The organism is Zhongshania sp. (assembly GCF_029212375.1).
In the GTDB taxonomy this organism is placed as follows: domain Bacteria; phylum Pseudomonadota; class Gammaproteobacteria; order Pseudomonadales; family Spongiibacteraceae; genus Spongiibacter.
In genome coordinates this window covers 347,384-369,518 of sequence record NZ_JARGNU010000001.1, presented here as the reverse complement: position 1 = coordinate 369,518, position 22,135 = coordinate 347,384, and the positions used below count along the sequence as shown (strand labels likewise).

At 48.0% G+C, this 22,135-nt stretch carries 19 protein-coding genes; 13 read left to right on the top strand and 6 right to left on the bottom strand.

Annotated elements, in window-relative coordinates:
- Window positions 1-82 precede the first annotated feature (82 nt).
- From cpaB to P1U47_RS01585, 8 genes are read left to right on the top strand one after another with little or no spacing between them, the layout of a single operon-like run.
- The gene (cpaB, locus tag P1U47_RS01620) at window positions 83-1,012 is read left to right on the top strand and encodes a Flp pilus assembly protein CpaB (protein WP_301026767.1); all 930 of its coding nucleotides are present in this window, start codon (window positions 83-85) and stop codon (window positions 1,010-1,012) included.
- Between the two features lie 38 nt (window positions 1,013-1,050).
- Window positions 1,051-2,361 (top strand): type II and III secretion system protein family protein, encoded by a 1,311-nt coding sequence (locus P1U47_RS01615; RefSeq protein ID WP_301026766.1) that lies wholly within the window; start codon window positions 1,051-1,053, stop codon window positions 2,359-2,361.
- A 21-nt stretch (window positions 2,362-2,382) separates the two neighbouring features.
- Window positions 2,383-3,636, top strand: a complete 1,254-nt coding sequence (locus P1U47_RS01610; protein ID WP_301026765.1) for a CpaF family protein — start codon at window positions 2,383-2,385, stop codon at window positions 3,634-3,636.
- Window positions 3,637-3,655: 19 nt separating this feature from the next.
- Window positions 3,656-4,516, top strand: a complete 861-nt coding sequence (locus P1U47_RS01605; protein WP_301026764.1) for a type II secretion system F family protein — start codon at window positions 3,656-3,658, stop codon at window positions 4,514-4,516.
- A gap of 10 nt (window positions 4,517-4,526) precedes the next feature.
- A complete protein-coding gene (locus tag P1U47_RS01600) occupies window positions 4,527-5,396 on the top strand; it encodes a type II secretion system F family protein (protein ID WP_301026763.1) in 870 nt (289 codons plus the stop codon).
- A gap of 16 nt (window positions 5,397-5,412) precedes the next feature.
- Window positions 5,413-6,114, top strand: coding sequence for a hypothetical protein (locus P1U47_RS01595; protein WP_301026762.1), 702 nt, complete (start codon window positions 5,413-5,415; stop codon window positions 6,112-6,114).
- Entirely contained in the window at window positions 6,111-6,380 is a 270-nt protein-coding gene (locus tag P1U47_RS01590; RefSeq protein ID WP_301026760.1) for a DUF3613 domain-containing protein, read from the top strand. The genes P1U47_RS01595 and P1U47_RS01590 overlap by 4 nt, the downstream gene beginning before the upstream one ends.
- A 5-nt stretch (window positions 6,381-6,385) precedes the next feature.
- Window positions 6,386-8,350 (top strand): pilus assembly protein TadG-related protein, encoded by a 1,965-nt coding sequence (locus P1U47_RS01585; RefSeq protein WP_301026759.1) that lies wholly within the window; start codon window positions 6,386-6,388, stop codon window positions 8,348-8,350.
- Between the two features lie 81 nt (window positions 8,351-8,431).
- Here P1U47_RS01585 and P1U47_RS01580 read toward each other — a convergent pair whose 3' ends face one another.
- Complete coding sequence (locus P1U47_RS01580) at window positions 8,432-9,583, bottom strand: hypothetical protein (protein WP_301026758.1); 1,152 nt, start codon at window positions 9,581-9,583, stop codon at window positions 8,432-8,434.
- A 1,137-nt stretch (window positions 9,584-10,720) separates the two neighbouring features.
- Here P1U47_RS01580 and P1U47_RS01575 point away from each other — a divergent pair.
- Window positions 10,721-11,815: a phosphatase PAP2 family protein gene (locus P1U47_RS01575; protein WP_301026756.1), complete on the top strand. Its 1,095-nt coding sequence runs from the start codon at window positions 10,721-10,723 to the stop codon at window positions 11,813-11,815.
- Between the two features lie 134 nt (window positions 11,816-11,949).
- Entirely contained in the window at window positions 11,950-13,122 is a 1,173-nt protein-coding gene (locus P1U47_RS01570; protein ID WP_301026755.1) for a PilT/PilU family type 4a pilus ATPase, read from the top strand.
- Window positions 13,123-13,181: 59 nt separating this feature from the next.
- Here the strand turns inward: P1U47_RS01570 and recA are convergent, their stop codons facing one another.
- Window positions 13,182-14,216, bottom strand: coding sequence for a recombinase RecA (gene recA / locus P1U47_RS01565; RefSeq protein ID WP_301026754.1), 1,035 nt, complete (start codon window positions 14,214-14,216; stop codon window positions 13,182-13,184).
- Between the two features lie 242 nt (window positions 14,217-14,458).
- Between recA and P1U47_RS01560 the strand changes: the two genes are divergently transcribed.
- From P1U47_RS01560 to fdxA, 3 genes are all read left to right on the top strand, one after another.
- Entirely contained in the window at window positions 14,459-15,181 is a 723-nt protein-coding gene (locus P1U47_RS01560; RefSeq protein ID WP_301026753.1) for a hypothetical protein, read from the top strand.
- Window positions 15,182-15,347: 166 nt separating this feature from the next.
- Complete coding sequence (gene mutS / locus P1U47_RS01555; RefSeq protein ID WP_301026752.1) at window positions 15,348-17,930, top strand: DNA mismatch repair protein MutS; 2,583 nt, start codon at window positions 15,348-15,350, stop codon at window positions 17,928-17,930.
- A gap of 164 nt (window positions 17,931-18,094) precedes the next feature.
- Window positions 18,095-18,418, top strand: coding sequence for a ferredoxin FdxA (fdxA, locus tag P1U47_RS01550; protein WP_301026750.1), 324 nt, complete (start codon window positions 18,095-18,097; stop codon window positions 18,416-18,418).
- Window positions 18,419-18,498: 80 nt separating this feature from the next.
- Here the strand turns inward: fdxA and rpoS are convergent, their stop codons facing one another.
- The 4 genes from rpoS to P1U47_RS01530 form a co-directional block, all read right to left on the bottom strand.
- Window positions 18,499-19,488 carry an RNA polymerase sigma factor RpoS gene (gene rpoS / locus P1U47_RS01545; RefSeq protein ID WP_301026749.1) on the bottom strand — a complete coding sequence of 330 codons (990 nt, stop codon included), beginning with the start codon at window positions 19,486-19,488 and terminating at the stop codon, window positions 18,499-18,501.
- Between the two features lie 71 nt (window positions 19,489-19,559).
- The gene (locus tag P1U47_RS01540; protein WP_301026748.1) at window positions 19,560-20,321 is read right to left on the bottom strand and encodes a peptidoglycan DD-metalloendopeptidase family protein; all 762 of its coding nucleotides are present in this window, start codon (window positions 20,319-20,321) and stop codon (window positions 19,560-19,562) included.
- 163 nt (window positions 20,322-20,484) lie between these two features.
- Complete coding sequence (locus tag P1U47_RS01535; protein ID WP_301026747.1) at window positions 20,485-21,390, bottom strand: DUF368 domain-containing protein; 906 nt, start codon at window positions 21,388-21,390, stop codon at window positions 20,485-20,487.
- A 51-nt stretch (window positions 21,391-21,441) separates the two neighbouring features.
- Complete coding sequence (locus P1U47_RS01530) at window positions 21,442-22,080, bottom strand: protein-L-isoaspartate(D-aspartate) O-methyltransferase (protein ID WP_301026746.1); 639 nt, start codon at window positions 22,078-22,080, stop codon at window positions 21,442-21,444.
- Between the last annotated feature and the right edge of the window lie 55 nt (window positions 22,081-22,135).

Sequence of the window (22,135 nt, the reverse complement as noted above, 5' to 3'; positions counted from 1 at the left end):
CTATGACACAGCACTTAGTATTGAATTAACACAGCAGCATTGAACAGTAAAACCGTTATCGACACCTTTCAGGGACACGACTATGCAAGCAAGGACTTTAAAAATTATCGCAGCACTGCTTATTATTAGTGCAGTGTTTATGGGGGTAATTGGATATAAAATAAGCCAGGAAGACGTTTCTAAAAGTCGTTCAGTGGCGCAAACCAGTACAACATCCGAGCCCAGTGATTTCACCTACGCCCAAAAGCTGTTTATTGTTAACCGCAGTATGGCCAAAGGTGAAATCATCAGCGCCGAAGATGTTCAGCTCATCCCCTACCCACTGCTGGTTGAGGACAGTTACACAAAAGCTGAAGACCTTATAAACAAAAAACTCGAATCCAAAATTCCGGTCGGCGCGGTCATTCGCCACAGCCATTTTGAAAAGCAAAGTAAACTTGCTCCTCACATTAACCCTGGCTATCGCGCACTCGCTATTAAAGTTAATGAAACCTCAAGCGCCGGTGGCTTTTTACAACCAGGTGACCGCGTTGACGTAATTTTTACTACCAAAGCGTCTAAAGACACCTACAACAAAAGCATGTCTCGCCGCTTGCTAAAAAACATCCGCTTACTTGCCTTTGGTACCGACATTGAACGCGATGACAAAGCTGTTGTTGTCACCAACGGTAAAAAATCTTCAACAGCAAAAGAAGACAAAGAATCGGGCAAAAGCAGTCGTTCAGCGGTACTTGAAATAGCACTCGACGACATCTCGCTACTCACCTTAGCGGAAGGAAGCGGCGAGTTACGACTGGTTGCCATAGGCGAAACCGACATGCTGACGGAAACTACTAACGACGCTACAGAGCCGAGCACATTCGACCCCAGCATCGCCGCAAGCAAACACATTAGCGACGCCGACAAAACTGCCTTCATTCGCGATGTTACCGGCCTCAAGCCACCACCAGCACCCAAGTCCGTCTATGTATACAGCGGTGACTCTGTAGAAACCATTAAGGTAAAAAACTAATGAAAGCGAGCGAAACCTCAGGCAAAGGAGTATCCATAATGAAAAACGGAATTATTTTCGGCTTGCTTCTCACACTCGTTAGTGTCGTGCAGGCAGCCCCATATAAGACCTTGCGCATGACCTTAGGCGAACAACAAGCCTTAACAACCCAATACAGCGTTAAACGCAGCGCTATTGGCAACCCAGGCGTCGCCAGCCTAAAAGTGCTTAACTCAACGCAATTTTTAATTACTGCAAAGCAAATTGGTTCAACCCAACTGCTGTTGTGGCAGGGCGGTGGCGAACCAACCACGTTTAAAATTGACGTTATACCTAACATTCCCAACTCCAGCACCAGCGGTGTCGCGGTAGATGCCACTGGCGACAAAGTTGTTCTTCAAGGTAAAACGCACTCCCTCAGCCAGCACGCGCAACTTCTTGCTGCGGCGGGAGAAAGTGTCGTCGACAACACCGTTCAGCAGGGCGCGATCCAAGTACAAACTGATATTCGTATCATCGAATACAGTCGCTCTCAGCTAAAACAAATTGGTACTGCTCTCGCCTATACCGGTGGAGATACCGCTTTGGCAATGGGTGCAGCTGGTTTACTGCCAACGATCTCGGGCATGAGTGAAATCGCCTCACTCATGGGCGGGCTGGTCACCTCTGGAAATAGTTCTTCAATCCTGATTGGCCATGCTGGTAAAAACTTTAGCGCCGCAGTGAACGCATTACAGCAAAACGGTTACGCTTACACCTTGGCTGAACCTTCTCTGGTGAGCCTGTCTGGGCAAACCGCGAGCTTCTTAGCCGGTGGTGAGTTCCCCTATCCGGTGTCAAATCGCAACGGCCAAGTTCAAATTGAATTTAAAGAGTTCGGGGTTCGTCTTCGCCTAACGCCAACGATTTTAAGTGAAAACAGCATTATGCTAAAAGTTGCGCCAGAGGTTAGTGATTTGGACTTTAGCAGTGGCGTGCAAACCAGCGGCGTATCGGTGCCCGCACTGCGCGTGCGCCGGACCGACACCACCATTCAACTCGCCCCAGGTGAAAGCTTTATTATCAGTGGCTTGGTTACCCGCAACACCTATAACAACGCCGACAAAATCCCAGGCCTTGGCGACATCCCCATTCTCGGCGCCCTCTTCCGCTCAACACGCTTTGAGCAAGACGACAAAGAATTAGTCATGGTTGTAACACCACACTTGGTTAAACCAATGGCGAGAAACACCGAACTTAGAGAATTGCCTGGGGAAACCTACCAAGACTACACCCCAACATTTACCTCGATGCTGTTCGGCGACCCTCAAAAGGGTTCAAAAGCACCAAATGCTGGGCCTTCAAGCGCCGGTGTCGGCTTCGCTAACTAATTACTAGGCAGGTATAGCGCCATGAGATTAATTGAACGCAGAACATCACCGAGCAAAGCTGAGCACAGCGATGATTATGAAAAACTAAAAGCTGAGCTACATAAGTTTGTTATTGATCGCATTGAAGATGACAAAATCATCTACGACGACAATCAAAAGAAACTCGAAGAAGCCATATCCGCCTACATTCGCCAGTACTGCCGCATTTACGAGGCGGTTATTGACCGGGAAACGTTCTTATCGCTCGAAAAGCACATGCTAAACGAAATCGTTGGCTATGGCCCGCTTCAGGGGCTATTAGACGATCCGACCATCAACGACATACTCATAAATGGCCCGCGCAATATCTATATTGAGCGCGCAGGCGTACTTGAGAAAGCAGATATGCGTTTTTTAGATAACCGCCACGTACTGCGAGTTATCCGTCGTATGATTTCACCATTAGGACGCCGTATCGATGAATCCAGCCCAATAGTGGATGGCCGCTTGGAAGACGGAAGCCGGATCAATGCCATTGTTCCACCCCTAGCCTTAGACGGGCCGTGCCTGTCGATCCGTAAATTCAGAAAAGACCCTCTCACCGCCCAAGAATTATTGGCAACAGGTTCTATCAGTGAGGATGTGCTCGAATACTTAACCAACGCGGTTGCGAATCGAACCAATATTCTCATCAGCGGTGCAACCGGCTCGGGAAAAACCACCTTGCTTAACATTTTAAGCCAATATATTCCCAACACCGAGCGCATCGTCACCATCGAAGATGCAGCAGAATTGCAGCTTCGTAATGGCCATGTGGTGCGCCTCGAAACCCGCCCAGAAAACAATGAAGGTGTCGGCGAAGTAACCGCCCGCGAACTGGTTAAAAATGCGCTGCGTATGCGGCCAGATCGCATCATTGTTGGCGAGAGCCGCGGCGGCGAAATTCTCGACGTATTGCAAGCAATGAATACCGGCCACAACGGTTCTATGAGTACGGTTCACGCCAACTCCGCGCGCGATGCCATCACCCGTCTTGAAATGATGGTGGGGATTTCTGGTTTCAAAGGTAGCGGCGACCTAATTCTTAAAATGATTGGCAGCGCATTGGACCTAATTGTTCATATAGGTCGTAAAGCAGACGGGCGGCGCTGTGTGCTCCAGATCGCAGAACTACACGTTATTGATAATGAGCTAACGCTGAAAGACATCTTCATCTATGACGATGCCACCAGAAAGGTTTTGCGTGTTGACGGCGCCAACAATGTAACTCGGTCTCCAGACCTAGTACACATCTGAGCAAAAGGAATAAAACGCTATGTTATGGATTGCACTAGCTCTGCTCTTGGTTGGATTGGCCTTTGTCGTGCTAATGATTAGCAGCGAGTCAAATGAACCCACTCCAGAAGATGAAATCATTCCTGAAGTAGGCCAAAAACTTCCCCCATTTTTAGAAAACTACCTCGGTAGTAACGGCGTAGAGCTGCCACCCAGTATCGTCTACGCTGGCATTGCTATAACAGCAGCAGGCATTGCAGTAAGTTTATTAGCCCTACCCGCAAAAATAAATATTATTTCAGCCATTGCTGTTGTGGTAGTTGCACTCTCACTGGTAAAAATCATTGGCGCGCAGCGACGTGCCAAAATGCTTGACCAATTACCATCTTTTATTAACCAAGTAACTCGTCGCTTGTCTGCGGGGGTATCCGTAGAAAATGCCTTTGCAGATTCGGTAGAAACCTTGGAGCGCCCGCTCGGCACCGTTATGCGCCGAGTAGTGCGCCGCGTTCACTTTGGCTACGACCTACATCAAGCCTTTGAACGTGAGGCTCGCGTTAATAAGTTAAATGAATTTGACGTACTAGCAACTGCATTGCGCATTAACGAGCAGTATGGCGGCAGCATACGTTCAATTCTAGACGATATCGTTGATATTCTCAGAATGCAGGACTCGGGAAAGCGTGAGCTTAGCGCGATGACCGGCGAAACTCGGGTAACTGCAGCCATCTTAGCGGCACTGCCGCCAGGTATCGCTGCCTATACTTTCTACAACAATCCAAAATTTTTAACTGACATGTGGCAGGACGCTGGCGGCCAGCAAACGCTCATTGCCGCCGTTATTATGCAGTTATTAGGCGTTATCGTGCTATGGCGCATGATCAAGACCATAGGCAACTGAGGGAAACACCATGGAAGTACATCACCTCTATTACATTATAGGCGCCGTTATTCTCTGCACTGCACCGGTAATACTACTAGCCATAGCCCATGTGGAATCAGCCGCACCGGGTAAACACCAAGAGTTTGAATTTAACTCTAAAGATATATGGCGGCAATTGCGTGAAGAAAACACCCACATTGCCTCCTTGTCGCAGCTTTTACGTCGCGCCGGACTACTAAACACCCAAGAGCAAGTCAACGCGATTACGATTACCTTAATCGGTATTATCGCGACCGCTATATGCCTTGGTATATATACATATTTCAAAGGTACGCCACCAACGACGATACTGTTCATCATCACGTTTGGTTTTGTTTTACTGGTTTACTTGGCCTATTTTTTCCTTAAAAAAATTGCCCAAAGTCGCCAAGACAAATTAAATCAAGAAACCCTGATTTTAGTTCAAACCACAAGGATGCTATGGCGAGTGGGACTTTCACTACCAAGAACACTGGCGATCATTTGCGATCAACTTCGCAACCTCGCCCCCACCTGCTCCCAAGAACTCCAGCTGGCCGTAAATAAAATTGAATCTGGACAAAGCCAGGAAGAGGCCCTTTACGAGCTTATTGGCTGCACCAATGCAGAGGGGTTTAAAGAATACCTCATTGTTATTCGTCAACAAGCCATCACCGGCGGCAGCATCGACAAGGCACTAGACGAATTGTATAGATTACTGCAAAACCGCCGAAAATTAGATTTACAGGAACAAGTTAATAAAATGTCAGGGAAAATGTCGGTAGTGATGATGTTGTTTCTATTCCCAGCCCTTTTAATCGTTATCGCTGGCCCAGCGCTAATGTCAATTTCTTCGGCACTGGGCAACCTAGGACAATAACGCAGGAGCGTATGGTATGAAAAAACTGACACTGTCGATAGCAAGTTTACTAGTTGTGATACTTGCTGGCTGCGCCAGCACACCATCTAGCCAACAAAAAACCGCTAGTAACTGTAACGTTCCCACCAGCAAGGAAGAAAACATCAGTCTAGATTTGATTGAACAGCAAGTTTTAGAAAAACAGTACTATTCTGCACTCGCGTACTTAGAGAAAGCATCAGACACCAACCCCAGAGTATTAAGACTTAGGGCCGAGGCCCAGCGCAATACCGGCATGCTCAGCGAGGCTTACGAAAGCTATCGTAATCTTAGCCTGACCTGCCTGACTGCCTACGGCCACGCCGGTATGGCAAAAATTTTAGCTACGCGGGGCGATTTACCTCAAGCCCATCAGCAAATGCTTAAGGCGCGCCGATTGGCGCCCAGCAATGCCGACATTCGCAACGACTACGGCTTTATTTTACTCGCACATAAAAACTTTAAAGACGCTCAGCGCGAATTTATGACTGCCCTGCAATTGCAGCCAGGCCATCCCGTTGCGATTAGAAATATGGTCATCAGCCTGATATTAGATGGCGACAGCCGCACTGCGGTGCGCATGGCAAAAAATAATGGAATCGACTCAACAGAGTTTAAATATCTGCTTAGTCAAGCCAATGCTTTTAAACAACCTGCTCTGGCAGGCAGCAACAATATCTATCAAGGAGCACCACTATGAAGCCCGCAATACTTGCCTTAGCACTAAGCGCCATTGCCACCTCAATGCAAACCTTGGCCGAGCCGGAAATTGTATACACTCCGAACGCCAAGCTCCAAACAGTAACAAGCCGTTTACTAGAGCAACAAAGCTCTGGCCAAAACGCCAGCACCCAAGAGCAACACCTTAGCGGTAAGGTGAGCACCGAAGTGTATGAGCGTTATGTTAAGAGCTTTTCACACCCCATTCCTGAGCGCTTTAGCAAAGACTCATTCAAAACAGAGTAATCGACATGCGACCACAGCGGAAAGTTAATGCCCATCTTCCTACTCAACAAGCAGGTGTTACCACCATCTTAGCTGTGCTGATGATGTTGAGTTTACTCACCTTTCTCGCTGTGGTTACCGACACTGGCCGGCTCTACCTTGAAAAACGCACACTGCAAAAAAATGCGGATTTGGCAGCAATGGAAACGGCACTTATCTATTGCCGAGACCAAACCCTTGATGTGGAATCCCTGACCTTAGATGACATGCTAGTGCTATCAGCAACACGCAATGATTTCAAAGGCGATGCAACCAATAGCAGCCTTGCCGTTACCCGCGCTGGCTACGCCATTACGGTTAATCTCAGCCATAAAGTTCCCACATCGCTATTCGCTCAATTACTGCCCACCGGCGACAATGAAACCAACCTTAGCGCGCAAGCTACCGCTAAGGCTTGTGAGCCTACTGCGCAGTTAAGCATCCGCAGCAACGGAATTGTAGCTCTTGATAGCAGTGACTCGCCATTATTAAACCCCATACTTGGAGGCCTCTTAGGAGCTAATATTTCTCTTACTACTGGCGATTGGGAAAGTCTAATCTCTACAAATATAAGCTTGTTAAGCTATTTCGACGCATTAGTGCTAGATCTTGGTTTAGGCGTTGGCAACTACGACAGTTTATTAACGACAGATGTAGGCGTAGGAAAACTACTTAACATTGCCGCCGATGTATTAGAATCGTCAGGCGCAAGCAACATAGCTGTTAATGCATTAGAAAATCTAGAAATTGCAGCTCTTTCAGTTACCACTCCCGACATCCAACTCGGTGAGCTACTCACATTACAACCCGATGTAGACAAAGTAGCGCTTGACACCAATTTACAAGCCTTACAATTGGTGCAAGGAGCCATTCAACTCGCCAATAGCAAAAGTACCGTTAGCACAGATATCGCCATTAATCTGCCCGGGCTGGCAGGAGTCACTCTTCGCTTAAACGTTATTGAACCCCCACAAATATCTGCCATTGGGAACCCAGAAGACGCCATTGCTGATACTGACCATTCCGGATCTGAAGAAATTTACGTACGCACAGCTGCAATACGAGCATTAGTATCGGTAAATCTCCCAATATTAAGTAGTATTGCGGGGCTGGCTAATGCTGTCACTGACTTAACTGCACCAATAACAACTGTTTTAAATGATCTTTTAAATTTGAATTTAGTCAGCGCACTATCAGGTCTAGTGGGGTCTTTAGTAGGAATCCCATACGAAGTTACCGATATCAAACTCGTACCAGGAACTACTCGGATCGATATCAGCCTTGATATAGGTGCTTCGGAAGCATACGTGAGTGATTACCAATGCGGCTCAGCCTTAGATAAAAGCCTTACCGTAGACGGAACCACCTCATTAGCCAATTTGCGAATAGGACAGCTAAATATCGACGAGCCCACCGAGCCTAATTATGTATTCGGTTCTATGGCTCCACCCGAAGTTTCACCTATCCCATTAGTAGATATTGGAGTAAAAACCTGTCGTGTTTTTTTAGCCGTGATATCTACGTGTCAAAATCGCCGCCCATTTGAAGGAGGCGGTCTTGGCCTGATGGTTAACCTAGATGAAGAAGATGGTTTTCTTTCCGCACAGTTCAGTGAAGAATACATAGATCCGCCTCTGATCGGGGAGCCACCTCTTTATAAAAACTTCTCAGGCGAAGATATTGTTGGTAGCTTATCTGGCGTTCTTGGCGGAATCGAACTAGAAGCATACGAACCCGATGGGGGCGGTGGTCTTGGGGGCGTTTTGAATCTCACAGCTGGCACTCTCGACATAGTGAATAGCATTTTAAACCCAATCATTAATGGTTTGCTTTCACCACTACTAGACCCATTACTAAATACTTTACTTAATACTCTTGGGCTTTCCCTAGCAAATTCCGAAGTTGGAGCAAACTTAACCTGTGAAAACGATAAAGTTCGGTTAATAAACTAAGATCAATGGGGCCAGTATCATTGATTTTAGGGCAAGAATACTTGCAGGATCAAAGACCCTACCCCCATTGATCCTGATATATCAAAACAGAACATTGTCCCAATCCTCGTCGTCGTCCTCGTCATACTGCTGATTAAAACGCGCCTCCAAAAAAGGCTTGAGTTTGCTCAGTGATGTTATTTGCGTAACAAACAACGCCTGCTCTTCACATAGTTGTTCGATTTCGAGTAAATGCTGTTTAATACCAGCATCGACCTTTGCCTTTCTACTGTGAAAAAAACGTTGATAGATAATTCCATCACGAGGGTTGTCAGCAAAAATCTGTCGCTCGTCATCGCGCAGAAACTCGTACTGGCGCTGCAACAGCATGGTCACTTTTTCCAGCTCAGCCTTGTCTTTTAATTGGCCCAGCGGTGACTCTCCAACATGATCGTGGTAAAGGGAAAATATTTTTGGAATGTCGTTATCGTCCCGAGCCGACACCAGTTCGGCCATAAGCTGATTTTTTAGCTCTCGCTGCTCAGGATCCTGTTCTCGATCAGGGTGCAGCACCTTAACAATTTGGCGAAACATTTTGTTGATTGCGCTGGTTTTCAAGAACTGGTTGATATTTTTTCTATCCTGCTCTTCTTCCAAATGCCGTTCTTGGAAAAATTCTTCAAACAGCGCGTCTAAATCCAACTCTTCCTGCTCAAGGAATTCATCGTCATCTTCATCGCGATCAAATTCTGTAAAAAGATCGGCAAACATATCCTCTGTTCCCGACCGTTCGGCGCGCGCCTTGTGATTTTTATGGCCTTGGCTAGGCTCCGTATCTGGCTCTTGGTATTCGTCTTCAAGAAATTCGGGATGTATCTGTACAATGACGTCGCCGATCTTTTTCTGCAAGCCAACAAGGTCCAAGTCGCCCGCAAAGGGGTTGCTGGACAACGTTTGAAAATGCGCGTAGATCCAGTCCAACAAAGCCTCTCGCTGCCAATCGGGCAGCGATTTTCTGGTATAGAATTTCATCAGATGTTCAATAAGGCGGTATTGCGCAGCGTTGCAGCGCTGCTCCTGAGCACCAATCCGGCGTTCGACTTCCTCGGCAAACTGCCTGATCTCCGCCTGTAAATGCATGTTTTTTTGCTGCTGCTTGATCAGACGCTGCCAAGCGGCATTGAAACGTTGTTCAAGGCTTTGCCTGCCTTTTTTCCGCTTGGGGTTTTTAGCCTCTTGCACAGATATGCTCATAGCTTATTGATGCCCCTTGTCTGAATAAGTTTACTTACGGGGTTTTAATGTCGGCCTATTTTAAGCGCCAAGACGATGTTAGCCAAAGTTCCGCAAATCGTCGATCAATTCATCTGAACTGATTTGCTAAGCGAGGGTTGATCGCACTCCCCCGCCTGATCGTAGCCATAACCCCCACCCAAATAGAGCTGTATTATGACAGGAAATAAACCTAGCAGAAATCAGTGGGGCAAAGCCATTGATTTTACCGTTCACGAAAAATCACCGAGTTTCTATCCGCTCCTCAAGCTAAAGGCACTGACCACCGTCCTGCTGTAGCTTCAATCTGAGCCTTAAACCGGTCGCTGCCCAACACCCAAGCTTTGTTTATTGCACCCCGTATAGCCACCAAATCCCGTTCTAGCATCCTACCTCGAAACAGTTCACGGTAGGCACTCTGCCGCTCTGCGCTGGCTTTTCCTAGCTGCATGCGGCGTGTGTAGCTCATTGCCCTGATAGCTGGACCACGGGTATCCCGATGCATGGTTCACTATGCTGACCCGCACGGGATTCAACTCAATATGGCGGTGCACTGTTAACAAGTAACTCTCGGTATCCACCACTGTGGATTTATAGCGTCCTCCCTCAAGGTTCCCGTGCGAGGATAGGTGAAATTAAAGCATTAAACATACTTGCGACCTTGGGCTTACATCATACGGCTGACGCCCTGCTCGTTGCTGGGCGTGACCAAAAAATGAACGTAGTTGGTTATCAAGACAAACGCATGGGCGGCGACTTCTTACTTGTTGGCTGCATCTTTGAGAAACGATAAGTAAGCTTTGTAATCTGCCTCTTTGATGAAACAGGCTTCTCGGTTATTACCGCGCTGAATAATATATTGGGGGTAACTGGGCAAATAGAGTCTGGGCAAGCGAGCCAAGGGGGAAATCATCATTGAAACTTGACGGAAAATTAGCTCGCTTAAACCACAAAATCAATGATTCTGACCCCCATTGATACTGGATAGATAGAGTCCGTACTTATAACGATTTTTATTCTATTTCCCGTATGTTCCAATACGTATATTGGGCATTGGGTTTTTCCCCGATGCCGCACACCCTCTAAAAAATACAAGACTAAAATAGACGGCAATTCGATATGGATAAATTTGTAAAGTATATCCGAAAGTCATTTATCGCAGACCGGATTTTTTTCCTCTGTGTTTTGGTCTACGTTGCGGGTACATTTGGCTTTGTGCATTACCACGGTCTAAGTGATCGTTTCTCAATCTTTATGTATATGAAGCTAGCAATAATTCAGTTTATGCCGGTAAGTATGCTTTTTTATGCGTGCTATATTTTTTATGTAATGATTAAAGTCCGCCCCAAAAAGCTGTTTTCATATACTTTAGAAAAACTGAAAGAATGGCTAACAAGCTATGTATTTGTCCGAGGCATTTTAATCTATATTGCAATATGCGTATTTTTATCCGCAATGACATCGTTTAAATCGTTGATCCCAGAAATTAACCCGTTTAGCTGGGATCCTGCGCTCGCCAATTTTGACCAATTACTACATGGGGGCCGCGCGCCTTGGCAAATACTGCAGCCATTACTTGGCCACCCAGTCATTAGCCATATAATAGATGCTGTTTACGGGTTTTGGTTTATCATTATGCTTACGTTTGTTATTTGGTTTATTTTCATCTCAAAAAATGAGCTATTACGTAAGCAATTTATAAGCACTTATGTATTATCTTGGACAATCAATGGCACTATTCTCGCGCTGTTTTTTTCTTCGACTGGACCAGCATTCTTCTCAAATATATACCCAGAAATAAACAATCCGTATCAGGGCTTAATGACATATTTGAACACAGCCAATATGAGCTATCCCTTATTGGCTTTGGAGGCTCAGAAGCATCTCTGGGATTGGTATCAAGTTGCTGAGGTTGGTACAGCCAGTGGTATTTCGTCGATGCCGAGCATGCATGTTTCCATTGCGTGTTTGGTTGTTTTTGCCTGCTGGCGAACACACTATGTTGCGCTTAAATTATTCGGCGGTGTGTTTTTTCTCGTTATTCTATTGGGCTCGGTACACCTCGGCTGGCATTATGCCATTGATGGATATTTATCAATTATATCAACAACTTTAATTTGGAAGTTTAGTGCCTATCTTGTCTCCGCTAGCGATTGCCAACATAATGAACTGCGAGGCAAGCATAGGGATTTAGTACTTGCTAAAGATGGCTAGTAACACACTGCAATATGGCAAACACCGTTTGTAGTTCAGGCCTTTGTTAAAGACATTGCTTAACCCTAAACCCGCTTACTGTTTTCAATTGATTTAACCGCTGCCCGCACCCTGTCAGCCTAAGAGAGCCAGCCATGACGTTTAATGACTACCTCACCGTCCTCGCCAAGAATGATGGTTCAGACCTTTTTTTAAGCACTGGTGCGCCGCCCTGCGCCAAATTCCACGGCAAACTGAAACCGCTTGATAAAGAGAGCTTCAGCCCCGGCGAGATTAAAGACATCGCCTACGCCATTATGGACGCGAGCCAAATAGAAGAGTTTGAACAAGAGTTAGAAATGAACCTTGCCTACCATATACCCCGTGTTGGCCGGTTTAGGGTGAACATCTTCAAACAACGCAATGAAATATCCATTGTTGCTCGAAATATCGTTACCGAGATCCCCAATGTCGATGCCCTAGGACTGCCGCCTATTTTGAAAGACGTCATTATGACCAAGCGCGGCTTGGTACTGTTTGTTGGCGCTACCGGTTCAGGAAAATCTACATCCCTCGCCGCACTGATCGACCACCGCAACACCAATAGCAGTGGCCATATTATTACCATTGAAGACCCCATAGAGTTCCTTCACCGCCACAAGCGCAGTATTGTTAATCAGCGCGAAATTGGTATGGATACTCGCAGTTTTCACCAGGCATTAAAGAACACTCTGCGCCAAGCACCAGATGTCATTCTTATTGGTGAAATACGTGATCGCGAAACCATGGAGCACGCACTGGCCTTTGCTGAAACGGGGCATCTCTGCATTTCAACACTGCACGCCAATAATGCCAACCAAGCCTTAGACCGGATTATTAACTTTTTCCCCGAAGAACGTAGAAACCAGCTTTTGCTCGATCTTTCCCTCAATTTAAAATGCTTTGTTTCACAGCGCCTCGTGCCAACGGAAGATGGCAAGCGCGCTGCGGCGATCGAGATTCTCCTCGGTACACCGACCGTAGCCCAAGCAATTCATAAGGGTGAAATTGAAACCATTAAAGAGATCATGCACAAATCAGAAAACGTGGGAATGCAAACCTTTGACCTCGCCCTATTTAATCTTTATGAGGCAGGTAAAATTTCATTTGCGGAAGCGATAAAAAATGCAGACTCGGCAAACAACCTACGTCTACGTATCAAGTTACATAGTAAACGCGGCATCCCCGCCGATGCTATTGAGGATAAAGGCCAAGACGAGAACAAATCGTCAGCCGCCTTCACTTTAAGCTTAGAAATGGATAACGGCGATCAAGAAATACCGGAATAAGCATACTTATATACGCCTAATCAGCAGCAACACCCCAGCTGCTGATTAGGCAATAGACTTTACTTATCTGTGCTCGCTGGCTCTTCAAGCGCTTTTTTTGAGGTGGGTTTAGGCAGCAAGGCTTCGCGAAGCAGCCCTTCAATTTCAGCGGCTATTTCAGGATGCTCGCCTAAGTACTTAGCGGCATTCGCTTTACCTTGGCCAATTTTATCGCCTTTATAGGCATACCACGCACCCGCCTTATCAACCAAGCCCTGCTTTACACCTAAATCAATGACTTCGCCAAGGCGGTAAATCCCCTGCCCGTAAAGGATTTGGAATTCGGCTTGTTTAAAGGGCGGCGACACCTTGTTTTTAACAACTTTTACCCGAGTTTCGTTACCAACTACCTCTTCGCCGTCTTTTACCGCACCGATGCGGCGAATATCTAGGCGAACCGAGGCGTAAAACTTGAGTGAATTACCACCAGAAGTGGTTTCTGGGTTGCCAAACATTACGCCAATTTTCATCCGAATCTGGTTAATAAAAATAACCAGGCAGTTAGCGTTTTTAATATTACCGGTGAGCTTACGCAGCGCCTGCGACATTAAACGGGCCTGCAGACCAACATGGGTGTCGCCCATTTCACCTTCAATTTCGGCCTTGGGTACCAAAGCCGCTACCGAATCTATAACAATAACGTCAACCGAGCCGGAGCGAACCAGCATATCGGTAATTTCCAAGGCCTGTTCGCCGGTATCGGGTTGTGAAACCAAAAGATCCTCTAGGTTTACCCCTAGCTTTTCTGCGTACTGGGGATCTAGAGCATGCTCCGCATCGACAATAGCCACGGTTTTACCCGCTTTTTGGGCCTCTGCCATAACCTGCAGACACAGGGTAGTTTTACCTGAAGACTCTGGGCCGTAGATTTCAACTATTCGACCGTAAGGTAAACCGCCGATACCCAGCGCAATATCCAGCCCCAACGAGCCGGTAGAGACAGATGGCATCACTTCCCGTGAGCTATCGCCCATTTTCATGATTGAACCCTTACCAAACTGGCGCTCAATCTGGCTCAATGCCGATTCCAGTGCTTTTTGCTTATTGGGATCCATATGCTCTCTACCTTTGTGAATGCTGATATTAAAATGAATAATGGCTGACTGAACTACTGGTCACACAACTGTATATATAATCAGTATTATCGGCGTCATTGTCAATGCCGGAAGCCAAATTCTTTAACACTCACCACCGCCCTAGCCTGCCATGAATCAACCGCAGAGATTTCATTACTATTATCCCTAAAAGTGGCTGTGTTAAAGTGCAGGCCGCATTTAAAACAGTAGCCCGAGGCACCATGATCCCCTGGAAACAACTTAGCACCGCGCAGATCCCCAATAATGGCGGCGAACTTAAATTATCCCAGCGCGGCGATGAGTTTTCTATCCGCCTGTCCGGCGTGCGCGGCGAGCTAATGAACAGCCGAATGTTCAATTCTGAAGAGGCCCTTGCCGACCTAGCCTGCGCACAGCTAAAAGTGCGTGACGGCAGCGCAGAGGTTTTGGGCGCCGAGATATTAGTCGGCGGCCTAGGCATGGGCTACACCTTAGCAGCGGCACTTCGCGGTGTGGGCGCTAGCAGTCAAGTTACCGTAGCAGAGCTCATTCCCGCTGTGGTGGAGTGGAACCGCGGCCCACTAGGTGAATGCGCTGGCAATCCGCTGCGCGACGCTAGAGCCAAGGTTCACGTCGGTGACGTTGCCGAATTAATGAACAACAATCCCCGCGCCTACGACGCCATTTTACTCGACGTTGATAACGGCCCCGAAGGACTAACGCAAACCGACAATAACTGGCTGTATTCCCTGGCTGGCCTAGAAGCAATATTTAACACTTTACGCCCCGAAGGCATATTAGCGATCTGGTCGGCGGGCGCCGACTCTATGTTCGCCATTCGCCTTAAAAAAGCCCGCTTTAAGGTGACTATTCACACTGTTCGCGCACGCCCTGGCAAAGGCAGCCGCCACACTATTTTTCTTGCCCAAAAGCCGTGGCAGTCCGCCGACCGAGGCAATCTATAACAACAGTATGCTATTAGTGGTTTTTTATACGTTTTGCTATTCTTGCCTAATTCATTAATGCCGCTAGCCAGCCCCTAATTTTGTCCGCCAACTTACGCCGAACGCCACAAATTTACCGCCTAACCAACAAGGCCAACAAGGCCAACAAGGCCAACATAGAGCAATGATGAGCAAAGCCACTACCAATACTATTGCCGAAACACAGCACACACCCATGATGGTCCAGTACCTAAAAATCAAAGCTGAACACCCCAATGAAGTGGTGTTTTACCGCATGGGCGACTTTTATGAGTTGTTTTTTGAGGATGCCAAAAAGGCGTCCGAATTACTGGACATTACGCTTACGGCTAGGGGCAAAGCAGGCGGCAATCCAATTCCGATGTGTGGCGTGCCCTACCACGCTGTTGAAGGCTATTTAGCGAAATTAGTCAAAGCCGGCGAGTCGGTGGCGATTTGCGAGCAAATCGGCGACCCAGCGACCAGCAAAGGGCCAGTAGAACGCGCTGTGGCACGTATTGTTACGCCAGGCACCATCAGTGACGAGGCGCTACTGGATGAACGTCGCGACGCGCTACTTGTTGCCGCTTGTGGGCACTCGGGCTTGTTCGGCATAGCTGTGCTAGACATGAGCAGCGGTCGCTTTCAAGTTTTAGAAGTAAAAGGTCAAACAGCATTTATTGGCGAGTTACAGCGCCTGCGCCCCGCCGAGCTACTGGTTGCAGACGATCTCAATGTAGAGGAAATGCCCAAGTTTCCTGGTCTGCGTAAACTTCCGCCCTGGGAGTTTGATTTTGACGCTGCAACGCGGGGGCTGTGCCAACACTTTGGTGTGCAAGACTTGGCCGGCTTTGGCTGCGAACAACTTACTCAAGGTGTCTCCGCCGCTGGCTGCTTACTGCATTACGTTAAAGACACCCAGCGCACTGCCCTGCCTCATATTCGCCAGCTCAAACACGAGAACCGTGATGACGCTGTGGCGATGGACGCCGCGACTCGCCGCAATTTGGAGCTAGACCTAAATCTTGGTGGTGGCACTGAAAACACCCTAGCATCGGTATTTGACCGCTGCCAAACCGCCATGGGTTCGCGTTTGCTACGACGCTGGCTGCACCGCCCCCTGCGCAACCAAGCGATTCTGAGCGCACGTCAAAGTGGCGTAGTCGGCCTTATTGATAATTATCAGTTCGAAACCCTGCGCGCCACACTCAAGCAAATCGGCGATTTAGAGCGTATTCTATCCCGCGTCGGCCTGCGTTCGGCCCGCCCGCGAGATTTGTCGCGCTTGCAGCGCTCGCTGGCGACCTTACCTGCGCTACAAAGCCAATTAAAACCCTTTGATATTCCCTATTTAAAGGATTTAGCAGAGCAAATCAGCGAATTCCCTACACTTGCCGATTTACTGGGGCGAGCGGTGGCAGAAAACCCGCCCATGGTATTGCGCGACGGCGGCGTGATTGCCGAGGGCTTCGACAGCGAACTAGACGAACTGCGCAGTCTGAGCACTGATGCCGGTGAGTTTCTATTGGCAATGGAGCGCCGCGAGCGGGAAAAAACGGGACTGAGCACCTTGAAAGTGGGCTATAACAGGGTCCATGGCTACTACATTGAAATAAGCAAACTGCAAGCGGGCCAAGCACCTGTTGAGTACATTCGCCGACAGACCTTAAAAAACGCCGAACGCTTTATCACGCCAGAGTTAAAGACTTTTGAAGACAAAGCACTGAGCAGTAAAAGCCGCGCTCTTGCGCGCGAAAAAATGCTCTATGACGAATTGCTAGACAGCCTTAATGCCGCGCTGGCCGGCTTACAAAATGCGGCGCAAGGCTTATGCGAACTAGACGTTATCGCAAACTTGGCGGAGCGCGCTGTTCAGCTTGACCTCTGCCAGCCAGAGTTCAGCAACAGTCCGCTATTGGATATTGAGCAAGGCCGCCATCCAGTGGTAGAAAGCGTGCTCGACGAGCCCTTTATTGCGAATGATCTCAAACTTGCCGATGACCGCCGCACCTTGATTATTACCGGCCCGAACATGGGCGGTAAATCGACGTATATGCGCCAAACTGCGCTAATTGTACTCTTGGCCCACATCGGCAGCTTTGTGCCCGCCAAGTCGGTAAAACTGAGTTTAGTGGACCAAATATTCACCCGTATCGGCTCGTCAGACGACCTCGCCGGCGGGCGCTCTACTTTTATGGTGGAAATGACCGAGACTGCCAATATTCTTCATAATGCCACCGCCAAAAGTTTGATCCTGATGGATGAAATCGGCCGCGGCACCAGCACCTTCGACGGACTTTCTCTGGCTTGGGCCTGTGCAATTGATCTGGCCGACCGAGTTCACGGCTTCACGCTGTTCGCCACCCATTATTTTGAGTTGACGGTTTTACCAGAAACCTACCCTAAGGCGGCAAATGTTCACCTTGGCGTCACCGAGCACAATGACCATATTGTATTTTTACACCGCGTTGAAGAAGGCCCCGCCAACCGTAGTTACGGTCTACAGGTCGCTAAATTGGCGGGCATACCACCTAAGGTGGTTAGCGCCGCCAAAATAAAGCTACGCGAACTAGAATCTCAGGCAATTGGCCACACCCAGCTCAATACCGCTGGGCCGCAGCCCGACTTATTTGCTCCGCCGCTAAGCGCCGACCACCCAGTGTTGAGCGAATTAGACGACATCAATCCCGACGACCTCAGCCCACGCCAAGCCCATGAGCTGCTGTATAAGCTCAAGGCCCAGCTGCAATAGCGAGGTTTATAGTGAAACTGGCGCCCTTAATACGTAAAAGCGATAATACACAGCTAAATTAAAGGTAAGACGAAAGCTATACCCATATTTTTCACTGGTGTTACAATACCGCGCTCTGCGAGTAACCCAACCCACAGTCAGGATTTAAAAGGGGCTGACCAAAAATGACTTTTGTTGTAGGCGAAGATTGCATTAAGTGCAAACACACTGATTGTGTTGAAGTTTGTCCGGTAGATTGTTTTTACGAAGGTCCGAATTTTCTCGTCATTCATCCCGACGAGTGCATCGACTGCGCACTGTGTGAACCAGAATGCCCGGTAAATGCGATATTTTCTGAGGATGAACTCCCCGAAGACCAGCAGGTGTTCTTGGAGCTAAACGCAGAACTTGCGGAAGTGTGGCCTAATATCACCGAAATGAAGCCGGCACCGGCAGATGCAGAAGAGTGGGCTAACAAGCCTAATAAACTTCAGTATCTTGAGCGTTAAGTTAATCATGCACAGCTGAGTTAAAATTCAGCACATAAAAAAGCCCGCTAAATGCGGGCTTTTTTCACCACTAAAACAAGCTAGGCACTTTCAGAAAACAGCGATGCGGCATTAAGGCCATTCGCCTCAAATAAAACACGCATGCTTTTCAGAGCGTCAACCTGTATTTGCCGCACCCGCTCCCGTGTTAAGCCAATTTCGCGGCCGACCTCTTCTAAGGTTGCTGGCTCGTGGCCGCGCATACCATAACGGCGCACTACCACTTCACGCTGTTTAGTGCTTAGCTCCCCCAGCCACAGGTCTATGCTGCTAGAGAGATCTTCACTCTGCAAAATATCACTGGGATTCAGCGCCTGCGTATCGGCAAGGGTGTCGAGTAACACCTGATCGGAATCCTGCGCCACCGGTACATCGACCGAGCCCACTCGGTTCTTCAAACCGCATAACCGCTTAGCTTCCGCCACTGGCCTGTCGAGAGCTACCGCCATTTCTTCCGGCGAGGGCAAATGATCGAGCTTTTGAGTCAGCTCGCGCTCAGCGCGCAAATAACTATTTAATTCTTTTACTACATGAATAGGTAAGCGAATAGTGCGGGTCTGATTCATAATCCCCCGCTCAATGGTCTGGCGTATCCACCACGTTGCATACGTTGAAAACCGAAAGCCACGCTCGGGATCAAATTTCTCTACCGCTCGAATTAAGCCGAGGTTACCCTCTTCAACCAAATCCAACAGACTCAAGCCACGGTTCAAATAGCGTCTCGATATTTTAACAACCAAGCGTAAATTGCTCTCAATCATACGCTTGCGGCCAGCCTCATCACCTTTTCTGGCTAAACGCGAAAAATACACTTCTTCTTCAGCACTGAGTAGCGGCGAAAAGCCAATTTCACTGAGGTATAGCTGGGTGGCATCTAAGTCTTTTGACGGCCGTCGTGGGCGGCTTAATTTGATACCTTTTATAGATTTGTCGTCAGCAACCGAACGCTCTATGTCGTCATCGCTATTATTATCATTTACTAATACATCGATCACACCTGAGCGGTGACCGTCTTTCTCATATACCCGCATCGTCGAATCCTTATATACGTTTGTTATTACTCGACTAAGTGATACTTCAGGTGTCTTCCGGGTCTGTAAATTTAGCGCCGCGGCAGCAACCTTAAAGGATCAACCGGTTTTCCATCTACACGAACTTCAAAATGTAATTTAACTGAATCAGTGCCACTGTCTCCCAACTCGGCAATCACCTGACCCACTTTAACGTTATCTCCCTCCTTTACTGTTAAACGTCGATTATGCCCGTAGGCGCTTAAATATCGATCTGAATGTTTCAGGATTAGTAGATTGCCATAACCGACTAATCCACTGCCTGCATACACAACCACGCCACTGCGTGATGCGTATACAGGTTCTCCCATTTTACCTTTTATATCAACACCCTTATGCGCTTGCCCTGTTGCGACAAAAGGACGCACAACAGGACCATTGACTGGCCACCGCCAACGCTCATTCGTTGCTAGCGCTGGCGCTTTAGTGGTGGCTACGGGAGATTTTGGCGTAGTGGCAGGCTTGGCACGGGCGGGCTGCGCCACCGCCGGTTTAGCGTGTGAACGCTGCTTTACAAGCGGCTTGCCACCCTCTTTCAGCAATATGGCTTGACCCGGATAAATGGTATACGGCGAAGCGATACTGTTAGCAGTCGCTAACCCGTTAAGCTCGAAACCATAACGCCACGCGATCGAAAACAGAGTGTCGCCAGCACTGACAATATAGTATGGAGGGGTGCGCTCGGCCGGACTATAACGATCAGAAACAGGCGCAAAACTGCCATTACTAGAGCAAGAAATCAAACCGCAAATCAAGCCATAAAAGGCCAATAATCGCAGTAACTTACTCATCATATTAAAGACCGAAAATCCACAAGGTTAAGCCTCTTTCGTTTAGGGCGAGCTTCCTATACCGATTTAACTCAGCCATTTGCATAAGCGGAGTTCATAATTACCTTGGTTTTGAGCACTATATGAGCTTTAAAGTGTGTGTAATAGAAAAAAATAGTCTTACAAATTAGGCTTTTTTCGCAAACCGCTCTATGAGTAGCACTAATACCACACCGCCTAAAGCCAATATAAGCGAGAGCACTAATTGAGCGTCAGCCCTTTGAGCGTAGTCCCAAGGCAATACATTTTGCCAACCAGGCGCCAATGACTCACTCAGTAGCCGACCTGACGCATCGAGTTTCCACGGCCAAATAATACTCAAAGAACCGACGAGAATACCGCTTAAGCCGGCTAATAGCGGCGCGCGATAATGATGCATCAACCACGACAGCAAACGCACGAATAACATTAAGCCTACGCCACAACCCGCCACAAAACTCAGCAGGGCCATAATATCCATGTCTTTCACCGCCTCAATCACCGGCTGATACATACCCAACAGCAACAAAATAAAGCTACCGGATATGCCCGGTAAAATCATTGCGCATATAGCCAGCGCGCCGGACAAAAACAAATTCAGCGGCGTGGCTTCTATTTCAGCCGGACGGATTTCGCCAATTAACACCGCAAAACCAATACCCCACAATAGCCACAGCAGCTGTTTGCCAGCCCCTGGAATTTGCCGATAAACTATGAGTGCCGAGGCCAAAATCAAGCCAAAAAACAAAGCGGCCAAAGGAACTGGATATTGCGCTAGCGCAAAGGAGATCAGCCGCGCCAAGGACAGTACACTGGTAACGACCCCCAGCATTAAACTAATCAAGAAGCTGCCATTGATATATTGCCAAAAAGCGACCGGCCCAGCCTTAAACAATAAGCTTACCGCTTGCAGATTGCAGGATTTCAAGCTTTCAATCAGCTCATCGTAAATGCCGGTAATGAACGCGATGGTACCGCCAGACACACCAGGCACCACATCGGCGGCACCCATGGCCATTCCGCGAAGATATACCGCGGGGTAAAATCCCTTCATACAACATCCTATTAATTGAAACAACGGCATTGAAAACGCGAGTTTTTAGAATTACGACAGCAAACCAGCCAGCAGGGGTACAAATAGGACCGGTTCAATCATTTGCTTCTTAATGCCCTCTTCAGTTTTATCAAAAACATAAAGGGCTTGTTGCTTACCTTGCGGGCCTATTGGAATGACCAGCCGGCCACCCATCGCCAATTGCTCCAATAATTCTTGGGGCACTTCAGCCGGTGCAGCGGCCGACAATATACCGTCAAAGAGTCCGCGCTCTTTCCAACCCATGCTGCCGTCGGCATGGCGCAGCTGTACATTGTGCAGCCCCAGCTGACGCAAGCGCTGACGGGCCTTTTCTTGAAGTGGGCGAATACGCTCCACACTAAACACCCGATCCACCAGCTGCGCTAAAATAGCTGTTTGGTAGCCAGATCCGGTACCAACCTCTAAAACCCGCGCCCGCGGCCCCGCAGCCAATAATAGCTCGGTCATTTTCGCCACAATATAGGGCTGGGAAAGGGTTTGCTGAAAGCCAATGGGGAGCGAACTGTCTTCGTAGGCGCGATGGGACAAAGCCTCATCGAGAAAGATGTGTCTGGGCGTACCGCGAATGACGTTAAGAACAGCGTTGTCTGTTATCCCGCGCTCACTCAAGCGTTCAATTAAGCGGTCTCTGGTCCGCTGGGACGTCATCCCAATGCCTTGCAAATTTAAGATTGTCACCCAGTTTTCTCTGTTAACACTAATA